Source organism: Aquimarina sp. 433 (genome assembly GCF_054054605.1).
The window spans coordinates 44,707-58,526 of the sequence record NZ_JBSWZK010000015.1 but is presented as its reverse complement, the minus strand read 5'-3'; the positions used below and the strand labels follow the sequence as shown (position 1 = coordinate 58,526).

The window sequence follows — 13,820 nt, the reverse complement described above, 5'->3', positions numbered from 1 at the left end:
GATGTTATCCCTTCTTTAAATAAAGATCAAAACCAATAAAAAATATTCTCCGAATAGTAATCTTTAGATAACATAAAATTAGAACCTACTCAAGTATAAGCCATTACTCCACCCAAGGACAGTAGCAAGCATATTTCTTTTCTCTACAAGAAAAATCAATTCCCAATGTAATTTGGTGAAAACCACCACTATTAAAAGTAACTGGATTCGATTGGTATGAATACGTATAGGCAAACATGAACTTTCCATAATTAACACCTATAAAAGGGGTTACAAAATTCAGTGTTTGACTTCTTATTTCTTCACCTTCTACAAAGTCTATAGAATCAAAACTTCTTCTATAAGACAATCCTCCCCATAGTTTTCCAAAACTTAGATCGCTATATACTTTTAAATTAAAATCAATAGTGGACTGGGAAACTCCATCTCTATGTGAAAATAAAATAGAAGGTTCATAAGAGAATGTCTTTCCAGGACGGTCAATAACGTATCCCACCGAAACTAAATAATTCCTTAAGTTATTGGTTACCTGCAAATCATTGTTTACCCCAGAATTTTTCAAAAGATTTTTTACAGTTACATGCGTGTAGAAATTATATAAATTATACGAAAATCCAGCATCTATGTTAAACTCGCTTTCGCTTATTGATCCAGGTCCAACTAAAGGATCATTCGGATCAAACCTTGTTTGATCTAGTCTGTATTGGATGATACCAGCACTTAATCCAAAAGAAAGTTGATTCAGATCTACTTCACTTCTAGAAAACATTAAATGATGCGCATATGTCACATACCCTCCTGTTTGAGAAGAAAATCCATTTTTATCATTGTAAACAATAGCTCCTATTCCAGATTGAGAATCTCCAATTCTACCATTATAGGCAGCAGTATATAATCCTGGACTGTCTTCTTCTCCAAGCCAATTTCTACGACCAGTTAATCTTACCTGAGAACAATTGGATGCTCCTGCCATTGATGGGTGTAACAAATAATAATTATCCGTAAGATAATCCGAATATATGGACAACCCTTCCTGAGCTACTCCAATTTTCATAACGAATAAGACTACTATTACTATATATATTTTTGTAAGTTTCATTTTTTTTATTTTGAAAGAAGAAAAAGCTCCTATTATCGTTTTAATGTAAAGTGTCTTCTAAAGGTTGCTGAACCATCTTTAAACTCTGCGACAAACCAATAGTCTGTTGCTGGCATAGGTCTTCCAGCATACGTTCCATCCCATTGATTATCATTATTTAGCTGTTGCAAAAGTTTCCCGTATCGATCAAAAATATAAATATCCATTTCTGGTGTATCTGCATCACCAATCACTCCCCATTGATCATTTCTTCCATCATTATTAGGTGTAAAGAAAGTAGGGAAACCCACTACAAAAATAGAAGCAGTAATAGAACCACAGCCATTAACATCTATTGCAGTTACTTCGTGTAATCCTGGAAGCACATTGTTAAATACATTACTACTCTGTGGACTACCGCCATCTAAAATATATTCATACGTACTATCCCCTACAACAGTGGCCGTAATATTAGTGCTATCCGAAAAATCTCCAGATGAAAGATCTAAATCCATGCTCCGTGGATCATTGATTCCTGTGATGATTACTTCTGAAGTTGCAGTACACATGGACACTACATCAGTATAGGTAACAGTATATGTTCCCGCTTCTGAAGCATCGTATGCAGATTGTGTAGCTCCAGGAATTACTGTTCCTTCAAAACTCCATTCAAACGAAAATTCATTATCATTCAATTCCGTATCTATCAAAAAAGAAGTAAATGTAATTGGACCTGCACAGATAATCCCGGATTCTAGTTCTAGCTCTTCAAGATCTACGATCTCTACAAAAAATGCTACTTCATTCTCACAACCGTTTGTATCCACTTCTCTTAAAAAGACAGTTTGGCTAACCTGAATTACATCTCCTGCGTTAAGTTGTGTTCCGCTACCATTAGAACTGGTATAATATGCCTGTCCACTTTGCACCGCCGGCAACACATAACTATCGCAAAAACGATCTCCAGTATTTACAGGAGCTATCGGATTAGGTAAAGGATTAATGGTAATATCCAGTTGTTCTTCATCGAAACAATTTGGGGTTGTTCCTGTTTCTGCATACACATATATTACCTGAGTTGTAGATATAATGTCCCCCGCATTAAGTGGAGTACCGCCTCCATTCACTGCCGTAAAATAATTCCCCACAGATAATGTAGGCAACACATAAGATTCACATGCATTTACAGGATCCATAGGATCTACCACTGGAATATCCAGAATATCATAAGTTACTTCTATTTGACTACTTACACAGTTTTCCGCAATATCCAACGCTTCTACGCGATAAATATAGTTTCCAACTGCGGTATCCGTAGGTGTGTATGTAGTACTATTCATAATAAGCGAATTCCCATTCGAATCATACCAATTTGCTGTTTGACCAGCCAACACATCTACAGATAATGTTGGTGTGGGAGAACCAACACATATACTCTCGTTAGTTGGATTTGTAGGCTCAGCTATTGTTGGACAACTACAATCTGGTGCTGTAACCACTAGCGTTTCCTCACAAGCAGTATTAGCAGGATTCATAGCTATTACAATAAGATCAACTCCCGCCGTAACACCTGTTATCATTGAATTAGCAACATCCACAACGCCTTCATTCGGTGGGTCTGTAGAAATATCCCAAGTACCATTGGTAGTAAATGAAATATTATAAGTTGCTCGGTCAGCAGCACAAGTAGTGGTTCCTAAAGCTAAAGTTGGCACCGTACTAATTGTTACTGTTATTACAGCTGTATCTGTACATCCATTACTAGAAACTGTATAGGTGTAATCTCCAGCCATATTTGCATCTGCAGAGATGGTTCCACCAGGAATAACTGTAGCCATAGGATCGGTCCAAACACCACCTGCATCTTCTCCTGTTAGCTCATCAAACAAATTGATAATTGTGGTATCTCCTTCACATAATGCGACTGGTTCTGGAGGCGTATCATTTGGTTCCCCAGCCTCTGGAGCAGCAGTTACAGTAATCACAACGTCTACCAAGTCACTGGTGCACATCGCAACTGGTTCATAAGCTTCTACTCTAAATGTATTATCTCCAATAGCTAATTCAGCTTGCTCTGGTGTAAATGTATCTGTATTTTGAGCTCTGGCAATTGGTGTACCATCTGCTAAATACCATCTACCTTCCAAGCCTGGCCCAAGAGTTACCGTAATGGATGGTAAAGGAGACGCATCGATACAAGTAACCACAGGAATTGTTGGAACAATAGGCTCATCAATATCAGGACACTGACATGAACTATCAATAGTTACATCTATCAAATATCTTATTGGCGGACAACCAGCAGACAAGGTGGGAAGTGTATAAATATATACTCCATCTAAAATACCAGCAATTGTCGGATCCAGCGTTCCTAAATGACCTCCAGTAAGAGCAGTTCCACCTGTTGGCACACTCCAAGTCCCAGTGGTTAGAGTTCCCATTGGTAACTCATCAAATAAATTCCTAGGATCACAAACGGTTATTGCTAAAGAACCTAGATCCACATCTCCAATTTCTTCTCTCCAATCTCTTTCATCTGTTAAAGGGTTATGATTATTTGGAAAATCTGTCGGAAGGGTACCTCCATTACTTGGGTTTGTATCCGATGTTAATCTATCCAGCACTATTGTATCAAAAGCATCATCCAATCCATCACCATCACTGTCTGATCCACCAGGAATAGTATCCGGCACTCCATCTTGATCAAGATCGTAAGCTTCGATAATATCTTCTAAACAATCACCAGATACAGGATCCGAATTTGTATCTATATAATCGGGATCGGCAGTTGTATTCGTATTTACAGGAACAATTGCAGTACCATTAGTATCATAACTATCATCTACTCCATTAAAATCTCCATCTACTGTACTAGGAGCAACGTAAGTAGCAGTTAATTGCGCTTCGATATTATCAATAATACCATCATTATCGGAATCAATATCCAAGAAATTTTCATTTGAGTCACTATCAGAATTGATTACATTATGAACTACCGTAGTAGAAGTTCCATCAGCATTAATAGCTCCGTCAAAACGACCATCTCCATTAGCATCTGCAGCAGCATTTCCAGATTCTACAATATCGTAGATCCCGTCATTATCTGCATCTAAATCTTGTGAATTCGGGATACCGTCTCTATCAAAATCACATCCAGTTGTCGAAAGAAAAATATTATCAATTCCAATATCATTACCATTCCCATCTGTTCCCTGCCTATTAATTACTCTAATCGTTACTACATTCACGGTTGGATCAGGTATAAAAGAATTTTGCACTAAAATCCAATTGTCCGTTCCGTTAGGAATTTCCCCTGAGTTCTGAGAAAAAATAGCTACCCCTGTGGTTTGATCCACAACCTCTATCGTAAGATTTGCAGGCAATTCTCCTACATTATTATTTAAACCTGCAATAGACATGCTGAAATCGTATTCAATTCCTGGCGTAACAGGAAGGTTTTCTGCTACAAAAACTGGTCTGTCTGCAAATACACTAGATTTCATATTAATGGCAAGATATCTTCCATCGACATCTCCATTAGCATCGACTTCTCCTATAAGATCTGTAGAAAGGAATGTTGCGTCAAAACCTCCGGCGGTTCTAAAATAAGTAGAAGTAGCTACGTTATATTCTCCATCATTGGAAGTATCTTGTGGTAAGGTTGGATTATAAGTTAAACCTAGTCCTTCGGAATATCTACTTCTCGTTGGACCACCAAAACCAAAATCTTCTTCTAACACGAAAATAGGAGTCGTTGTTGTAGCCGTACAAAACCCATCCTCGACCGAATCTGGAATCCCATCATTATCATCATCATTATCTGTGGTATTCGGAATTCCATCGTTATCTGCATCATTATCACCACAAGGTTTTACGGTGATAATAGCACTAACTGCAGGACAAGCACCTCCATTATCTATGGTATAAGTAAAAGATCCTCCATTAGGATCTGCTGTATCATATGTACCTGTACCATTACTCCAGGTTCCTCCTGGATCTGGACCTCCATCTAGTTCATCAAAAAGGTTAATAACTCCTGTTCTACCGCATAAAAACATTGTAGTATTAAGACCTGGATTTGGAATATCCTCCACGGTAATCACTACGTTAGCCGTAACCGTACCACTTGGTCCTCCGTTTACTCTTACCGTATAGGTTGTAGTTTCTCGTGGTGTATCTCTATGAAATGAGCAAGAACCATCTGCACTTGGAAACGAACAGTTTTTAATAAATGTAGGATTGGTACTTTTCTCCCATTGGACATTATAATTACTCCCTCCACCAGAAGGAGTTGGGGGATCTATTGCTAAGTTAAGTTGTAATTCAGTACCCTGGCAGATCGTTTTTGCAGTTAGACCGTCATCTGTTTCAAAAGTTACTGTTTGGGAGTAACTAAAAACACACAAAAACAAGGCTACACCAGTAAAAAGTAGCTTACGTATCATAATTGAAGGAATTTATTGAGTGGGTTATAATAAAAGTATCCTTAACCAGTACGCTTGGTAGCACGCAATAAATGTTATCCTTAAAAAATGAAGTAATAGCATTAATAAACACTAAAAGGTCTATATGTAAATATATCCTCGTATTCACGTTGGTTAAGTTTTATAAATAGCAAATATGACCGTATTCTATTTTCGACTTAGGGTGGGTGGATTGTAAAAATAGAATACCGAAAAAGTAATAACGTTTCAATACTCATTATATTTCCAGATTTTACAAGTATTCGATATGATGTAATTAAATGACGGTATGCGTATCACAAAATCAAAAAGTCGTGCTTTTTTAAAGAAAAAATCTTACAATTTTAAACTGTTTTTTCGTAGAAATACTCTTCAAAAACGTTGCTATTCTCACAATTATTTGTTTTTGATACAAAGCGGTATTCAGCCACAATTACGGTTTATCAGTAATTTAATTTTTGCATAAAGTAATAATCACCTATATTTGAAGACATTAAAACCACGACTCATGCCTTATATCAGTGATGATGAACTACTAGACTTTCAGGTTCAGATAGATGATGCTAAAGAAGAAAAAAGAGTAACTAACTATGCTCATACGAAAGCTCTTAAAGAAGAACAGGAAAACACTCGAAAATTTAAAATAGCCACGATTATTCTTGGATTTGTTGCTCTTTTAGGAGTAGCAGGTACTATTTATTTTATGCAGTTTAATACTTCTGACAGTGTAATTCCTAAAAGTGAAGCAAAAGCACAAACAGATATTCTAAATAATAAAATTGCAGAATTAGAAGACACTATCAAAAACCTATCTATGGATCAGGAGATCAATGCTTCTGACGAAGGTTCGGATACTCAAGAAGAAAAAGAGAAAGCTTCGCTTCAAAATGAATTAGTATATGCCGTACAGATAGGTGCTTTTGAAAAGAAAGATTTATCTATGTATTCTGATAAATTTGTGAATTTTAGAGAAATCAAAGCAGGCAGTTTCAACAAATATGCTCTTGGTAATTTTGCTTCATTAGCAGAAGCTAAAAAGTTTAGAAGAGAAATAGTACGTTTAGGCTTTAGAGGAGCTTTTATTGCTTCTTACCGAAACGGTGAACGTATAAAAATTGAAGAAGCGTGGTAATAAAAAAACCTTGAGGTCTCACACAAAACCTCAAGGAATCTTACTTAACTAAACTAACCAACTCAACTTTTCATATACTATACATTTACTACTACATAGTTCCTTCCAGTTCTTTTGTAGTAAACACCTTTATATCTATAATACTTTACTCCTCGAACTTTTACTACTCTGTATCCAGTAGGTAATGTTTTTACTCTCACTCCTACTGGAGCGGCAACGGCAACATACCTTCTATTCTTTTTAACATACCAGACACCACCACTTCGATAGTACTTTACATTTTTATGAACTACAACTCTTGGATTATGTACTTTGGTTACCACCACTTTGTTTGCTGGACGTACGCGTACAGTTGTAGCACAAGATGTTGTAAATACTAATAATAAAAGCCCAAATACCGATGTTTTAAATAATGTCTTCATAATTCTCTACTTTTTCGTTTTCAATATTATGACCATCATTTTTTAAAAAGGTTTAATCCGCTATTCAATTTTTTTATTTTTCCACATATTCTTGAATAGGCATATCGTTTATGTACACATCCTTAAGAACAGCTTCATCGTCCTTTATATACACCAAAGCATATACATTAGCAGGCAAACTATCTCTATTTGCCTTGGTATAAGCAACCTCTGCATCATACGCTTTAGTTTCTTCCATATAAAATGTATTAAAAGGCAAATGAAAATTCACTTTGTTATCATAATAGTAACTTACTCTAGCGGTTACATAATCTTTTGAAATCTCCAAAGGTTCTTTACTTATTTGTGAAATTTCAGCAAAACCCTGTTCATCGTTTTTGAGATAAATATATATTTCCTCACCTACCACATAGGTAGAATCTTTTGTTTCGAAATGATCCATTTCGTATTGTAGGGTTATATATTTTCCTCTAAACGGATCTGTAGGATCGATAGGTCGGGTTTTGAACTTATACGCAACTCCAGACATTAACGTATCTTCTTTATCAACAATCATATGCAATGGAACAAAGATTTGTGCTAATGCAACGATCACAAAGAGTATGAATAAATAAATAATTTTCATCTTATTATATTTTAGTTTTTTTTCAAGTGTTAGATAGAATTTACCAATAATCATTTCCTCTTATGAGGTCATTTTAAAAATTCCCGAGGTACGCTTCATATATTTACTTTTCAACTTTTACACAGTTTGGCTTTTTCGTTGCTTTTTCAGCATAAGGTAATTGGTAAAGAAAAAACCAGCTCCTACAATGACAAACAACAGCCCTCTAATCACAAAACTCATATCAGTGTCGAAAAACCTGCAAATAATAAGAATAGAAACGATCAATAATCCATAATTAAGAATTCCAAAATTCAACTTATCAGATCCAATCTTAATTGCACTTATTCCTAAGATGAATACCAAAATATTTGTACAGATCATAGCGATAAAAGGATTCGCTGCCACTAAAAAGAATAACATCCAAAAAAGTATAAATGACACCTGAAAAAGATTGACAGATTGCACTCCTTTTTTAATAATGGTGTAACACAGGAACAATACTGCTATTACTCCAAAAAAACATGAAATGTAGAATTCCTGAGAATGATATACCCATGTATCAAAAAGCTCTTCCCAAGGCCATTTAAAGGTGAATATCATGAGAAGGGTTATTGTTCCTAGAGAACCTAGTATTAAAAATCCATTTCTAAGCGTTCTTATTTTTTGAAAAGCTGGTACTTTCCCAATATTATAAAATATTCCGAACAGCGTAACATACATTACAAATCCCAATTCACTGTTATTACTAATAAACGCTCCTAAACCAACCATAAAACTAGCGGGCAATATCCAATTAAAAATAGTAGTTGTGTTTGTAGTAATGTGTTTTCTAACCTGCAACCAATAGTGCAGAAGTACTCCAAGAACAAATAAAACATAGAACCAAGGAGTATTATTACTTCTATAGCTCCATATCCCTACCTCTGCAGCATAATAAGTACCTAGGAGAATAACTAATAATCCTACTGCATGAGAACGAAGTAGATATAAAAGAGGAAGACAAAGCAATGTCCAGGTTTTTAAGAAATCACCTAAATCTCCAGAAATATTATATATCTGACTTACGAGAGATATGCTTGCTCCTACTGCAAAAAACAAAAAGGTTCCGGAAGCTTCTTTCCAAGTACGACTTTTATCCTTTAGAATAGAATACCCTGCAATCAATTGCCCTAAAAATAATGGTACAAATGCCAATATGGTTTTGGTCATTCTGGAAAAATCATCCCAATTATGTGCTAGCATAAGTATAATTCCAGAACCTATTAATAGAGAACCGAAAATACCAAATATGGTAAATAACTTGTTTGGTTGCCTACGCCTTTTTTGATCATAGTATTCTGATATCTTATTAGATATATCTTCAGAAATCACCTGATCTGCAACTAGCTGTTGTAATTCTTTTTGAAATTTAAGACTCATGATTATTAGTTATTATTAGATGATAAAATTGCTTTCGAACATTATCATTATTTCGGAAAAAACTGTTCTGATAAAGAATTTGAGTTAGAAGAGACTTTAAAACTCTTTTCTCCTAATTCCGTTCTTTTCTTATAAAAACTCAATAAAAAATAAAGACCAGTCGCCGCTAGAATATGCTTTAATGAATGTCCACTGATAAATCCTAAAAATTGATAAACTTGATCATCGAAATGTTCCAAAACTTTAGCAGCTATATAAAACGCTAATAGCACCCAATATTCCAAACCATTTGTGTATTTGGATTTAAAGAAAATAAGAATGACAGGAATTGCTACCATTGGATAAAACTGAATTAAAGCATAAAACCTTAAATCACCTGATTCTCCATATACCCAATAGAATATAGAACTTAAACCAATTAGAATAAGAGGTAATAACATCAATCTTCCAAGTCTTACAGATATAAATTCCCTAATGATTATAGAAAACAACGTCATAAATACAATAGTCATTGGTAATCGATCCCAAACCAATGAATATGAACTTGGAAATAAGTGATAATATCCTGAACCTACTGCTATCAATATTACCCCCAAAAAAAGTAACATATATGAAAAATGTAATTTGTTATTTCTTGTAAAATATATTACACCTAGACCTCCAACAATCACAAAAGGGTAATTAGAAATTACATTCCAACAGTTCGGAATATTCATAATACTTCTTCTATCACTAAACATGTGATATGCTTCATCTTGAGGAATGGGATCAATATAAAAAAGTGTCAAAACCGCCATCACTCCTAGTACAAATAATAAAACAGCCCCTATATTTTCTTTTTTCAAAATAGTTGGATTTTGTGGTTAAGTAGAAGATACTATACTGAGATAAAGACAGCCACAGCATTGTAGCTGCCTTCTCTAATCATCAAAACAAGGAGCCACAATAGTGACTCCTCCTTTTGATTGAATTTCCAATTATAACTCCCTGTTTTCTATGAATTTTTTATCTCGTGTATTCTTTTGTACTGCAATTGCTGCGAACAAACTAAGTGTAAATGACATTCCGTAAAACCCTTTTTCACTTAGATCCAGATCAGCATTCCATAACCCGATAATTAATAAGACAATAGAAGCCAAAGCAGCAAACCAACTGATCCCATAATAGATCTCCGTTACTTGCACTCCTTCTAGCTTATCTCGTACATTTTTCTGTACGGATACTGCAGAGAACAAACCAAATAAAAGAATGGTAAAGTAATACCCTTTTTCGTTAAGAGCCATTTCTGCATTCCAAAGACCGGTACAGAAAGACACCATTCCTGCTAATAATGCCACCCATGAAGCGCCAATAAAAGCTGGGGTTGGTTTTTGATCATATACTTTCGTTTCGTGTTTTTCAATGTTTTCGTTTACGATTTCTTCTGTTACATCGTTACTAAACTTGTAGTCCATAATAATTGATTTTGATGATTAATTATTTCAATTGTTTGTTTTGAACAGGACAAATTTGCAACCTCTACCTCAGCTTCTCAATTCAATTTTTACAAAAAACTTACGATATATTTTTAAAATATTATCTATTTAATCAATATTTACAGTATTTTTAAATCATTATTACTTACGATATAATGAATACTTTATCTTCTATAATTGCGACTTTATCTAGTGAAGAGAAACAAAGTTTTATTCAGCATCTAAAACATAAAAACAAAAGAAACGACACCAAGAACATTCAGCTATTTAAACTATTAGATAAGTTTCCAGAACAAAAAGATATAGACATAAGGTTATATGGAAAAAGTGCAAAAGGTGCTTTTCATGCACTCTGCAAGAGATTACACGATAGTTTGATTGATTTTATTGCTGTTAAAAGTTTTGACAGTGAGACTTCAGAAGAAATGGAAATTTTTAAACTAGTGTTGGCGAGTAGAATCTTTTTTGAACAAAAGCAATATAAAATAGCTTTGAAAACCATAAAAAAAGCAGAATCAAAAGCACAAGCCTTTGATCTTTTTAGCTTTTTGCATGAGATTCATTATACCAGAATCCAATATGCACACGTAGATCCCAATACTCCTCTAGAAACTTTAATTGAAAATTTTAGAAAAAACCAAAACCTACTAAGACAAGAAGAAAATCTAAATCTTTTTTATGCAGATATTCAGAATAAACTTTTGAAAAACAACATTAATATATCTCAAGAGATACATAAATCGTTAGATAAGTTCGACATCTCTATTACAGGAGACATAACATTTAGATCTCTTTACAAACTTTTAGAGATCATAAATCAAGCAGCAAATCTAACACGAAACTTCTATTCCGTTCTTTCTTTTGTAGAAACTACCTATCAACAAATTGAATCCAAAGAACAACTTACAGACAAACATCTGTTCTACCATATACAGATTTTATATTATGTTGCTAATTCCTATTTTAGGAATAAAAACTTCTCTGTTTCCGAAAAGTATCTGTTACTGATGGAACAGCAAATGGAGAAACAGAAAAAGAAATATTTCAAAAGATTTTTTCCTCAATTACTATTGTTAAAAACTTTAAATTACAATTATACAGGTAATGGTACTAAGGCAGTTGCATCGTTAGAAGCTTTTAATTTTCAGAAGACTAAAGACCAAACTTCTTACATTTTAGATCTAAAATTAACATTAGTCGTATTTTATTTTCAACAATCAAAGTTTAAAGAAGCACTAAGGCTACTTAATCAATTACATCATAGTGATACCTGGTATACCGAAAAAGCTGGTATCATTTGGGTAGTACAAAAGAACCTAACCGAAATATTACTGCACATAGAACTGGATCATCTGGACTTGGTAGAGTCTCGATCCAAAAGTTTTAGAAAAAAACACCGATCTTACTTGGTAAATAATAACGAAAATCGTGCTCTTGAGTTTTTATCTCTTGCCACTAGCTTCTATTTTAACCCTGAAACTATTCATTCCGAAGAATTACTATTTAGAATAGAACATACATTAATCCAAAAAAGTGCAGATCAGGAAGATATTTTTGTAATGAGTTTTTATGCCTGGTTAAAAGCTAAAGTATTGAAATTGGATTTATACGAAACCACTTTACAAGTTGTTCATCAGTCTTAGTATATATTACTCTATACCTTATCTAGCTGTTTAGATTTTATAAACTTATCTAATACTAAAATAAATAAAACTGGTAGCATCCACTGATGGTAAATAAGATATCTGGGAATACTATGTTGTACCACACAGATCAGTAATATATTACTAAAAGTAAGCGACATACATACAAAAGCAAATAATGCTAATTTCTCTTTATATCGATAGTATAGATATAAAGATCCTATTAAAACTAAGAGAGATAACCAAATCATATAAAACCCGCCAAAAGCATGTGCTACATTTTTGTAAAACAGATCTGCGCATTTCCAAAAGTTCTCTATAACGAGAGGTAGCCACATACTCACTAGCATCTTATCATTAGCAATTAATGCATCGTGAGAATCTGGATCAGAAGGCATTAAAAACTTTCTTCCTTCTATAGAAAACACTCCATAGGATATGTTTACAAAATTATAGTCAAAATAATGAAACACATTATCATTTAAAGGAATATAAAAATCATCTAATAGCTTGCGATCATAGGCAATTGCATACATCTTTTTATAATATTCCTGAGTCTTGGTATCTTCATAAAGCCTGTAATCTGCTTCATCAGCAACAAAGAAAGGCATGATCATTATCTGAAGTCCTGTACTCGAAATGTTTATATATTTCCCTTGAACGATATAGTTAAAAGTTTTTTGGGATAACGACACAAAAACAGGTAAACATAATAAAAGTATGATGACAGATACATATCGCTTAAAGTTTTTAGTCTGATACCATTTGTAGAGGAATATCATTAACAAAACAGGAATCATAAAGAAAAACTGCGTTCGAATGAGCAGCATTAAAAAGATACTAATCAGTAAAAAGAAAACATCTTTTTTATTGTTACCAAAAAGAGACCGGATTAAAAAAGCTGTTATAACTAAAAAACCAGGGTAAGCTAAACCTTGCGTCACTATCCTATTTACGGTTAAAAACTCTGGAATTACTATTGGAGCTAGTAAAATAACATCTAAAAAGAATAACCATCGTTTATCAACTTTAAAAAACCTTTTGATCGTCTTAATTAGATAAATACAAGAGACAAAACCGATTACCAATTGTACACCTACAACAATCGGAAAGTATATATCCTCTCCAAATATTTTTCTAAAAACAAAAAGAAAAGTACCATATCCAGGAGGTGTGATCAAGGAAAGCCCCACATAACTACTAGTATCTGGTTCTACCACTACCCCAACCCAAATCACATAGATGCTTATGAGTGTATACAGTAATACTCTTAAAAAAGAGTTGGAAAAAATGTGTGATATATAATTAATCATAATTTGGGATTAAAAGTAATGTAAATATTCTAGTTAGCACAAAACTTCACACACCTAACTGATGATCATAACAATACAAACAGAACTGTCATTTCATTTTAAAAAAAACACATTTTATATTTTAACAGTAAATAGTTTACGTCTTACCAATAAGGGGCAGATTCCCTTAAAATGTATATTTGAAGTAATAGTATTTTAACATTTTTAACAAATACCTTTAATCCTGTTTTTTATGTATTTCATCGATAAAAACTAGATTTTCATATAT

10 protein-coding genes are annotated in these 13,820 nt (G+C 33.7%); 2 read left to right on the top strand and 8 right to left on the bottom strand.

Going from position 1 to position 13,820, the window contains the following annotated elements; all coding sequences use genetic code 11:
- Positions 1 to 103 precede the first annotated feature (103 nt).
- Together ACWNT5_RS22725 and ACWNT5_RS22720 are read right to left on the bottom strand one after the other, a co-directional pair.
- Positions 104 to 1,099 (bottom strand): PorP/SprF family type IX secretion system membrane protein, encoded by a 996-nt coding sequence (locus ACWNT5_RS22725; protein ID WP_299610658.1) that lies wholly within the window; start codon positions 1,097 to 1,099, stop codon positions 104 to 106.
- Positions 1,100 to 1,131: 32 nt separating this feature from the next.
- A complete protein-coding gene (locus ACWNT5_RS22720) occupies positions 1,132 to 5,523 on the bottom strand; it encodes a T9SS type B sorting domain-containing protein (RefSeq protein ID WP_456518647.1) in 4,392 nt (1,463 codons plus the stop codon).
- Positions 5,524 to 6,025: 502 nt separating this feature from the next.
- Between ACWNT5_RS22720 and ACWNT5_RS22715 the strand changes: the two genes are divergently transcribed.
- Positions 6,026 to 6,673, top strand: coding sequence for an SPOR domain-containing protein (locus ACWNT5_RS22715; protein WP_299610652.1), 648 nt, complete (start codon positions 6,026 to 6,028; stop codon positions 6,671 to 6,673).
- 77 nt (positions 6,674 to 6,750) lie between these two features.
- Here ACWNT5_RS22715 and ACWNT5_RS22710 read toward each other — a convergent pair whose 3' ends face one another.
- The 5 genes from ACWNT5_RS22710 to yiaA form a co-directional block, all read right to left on the bottom strand.
- Positions 6,751 to 7,095, bottom strand: coding sequence for a DUF6515 family protein (locus ACWNT5_RS22710; RefSeq protein WP_299610649.1), 345 nt, complete (start codon positions 7,093 to 7,095; stop codon positions 6,751 to 6,753).
- A gap of 73 nt (positions 7,096 to 7,168) precedes the next feature.
- Complete coding sequence (locus ACWNT5_RS22705) at positions 7,169 to 7,720, bottom strand: GDYXXLXY domain-containing protein (RefSeq protein WP_299610647.1); 552 nt, start codon at positions 7,718 to 7,720, stop codon at positions 7,169 to 7,171.
- Between the two features lie 117 nt (positions 7,721 to 7,837).
- On the bottom strand, positions 7,838 to 9,121 hold the full coding sequence (locus ACWNT5_RS22700) for a DUF2157 domain-containing protein (protein WP_456518646.1): 1,284 nt from the start codon (positions 9,119 to 9,121) through the stop codon (positions 7,838 to 7,840).
- 47 nt (positions 9,122 to 9,168) lie between these two features.
- A complete protein-coding gene (locus tag ACWNT5_RS22695; RefSeq protein ID WP_456518645.1) occupies positions 9,169 to 9,966 on the bottom strand; it encodes a ceramidase domain-containing protein in 798 nt (265 codons plus the stop codon).
- Between the two features lie 132 nt (positions 9,967 to 10,098).
- Positions 10,099 to 10,575, bottom strand: a complete 477-nt coding sequence (yiaA, locus tag ACWNT5_RS22690) for an inner membrane protein YiaA (protein ID WP_343914202.1) — start codon at positions 10,573 to 10,575, stop codon at positions 10,099 to 10,101.
- Positions 10,576 to 10,751: 176 nt separating this feature from the next.
- On the opposite strand from yiaA, the gene ACWNT5_RS22685 reads away from it, so the two are divergent.
- Positions 10,752 to 12,239, top strand: coding sequence for a hypothetical protein (locus ACWNT5_RS22685; protein ID WP_456518644.1), 1,488 nt, complete (start codon positions 10,752 to 10,754; stop codon positions 12,237 to 12,239).
- Positions 12,240 to 12,250: 11 nt separating this feature from the next.
- Here the strand turns inward: ACWNT5_RS22685 and ACWNT5_RS22680 are convergent, their stop codons facing one another.
- Positions 12,251 to 13,552 carry a hypothetical protein gene (locus tag ACWNT5_RS22680; protein ID WP_456518643.1) on the bottom strand — a complete coding sequence of 434 codons (1,302 nt, stop codon included), beginning with the start codon at positions 13,550 to 13,552 and terminating at the stop codon, positions 12,251 to 12,253.
- Positions 13,553 to 13,820: the final 268 nt, after the last annotated feature.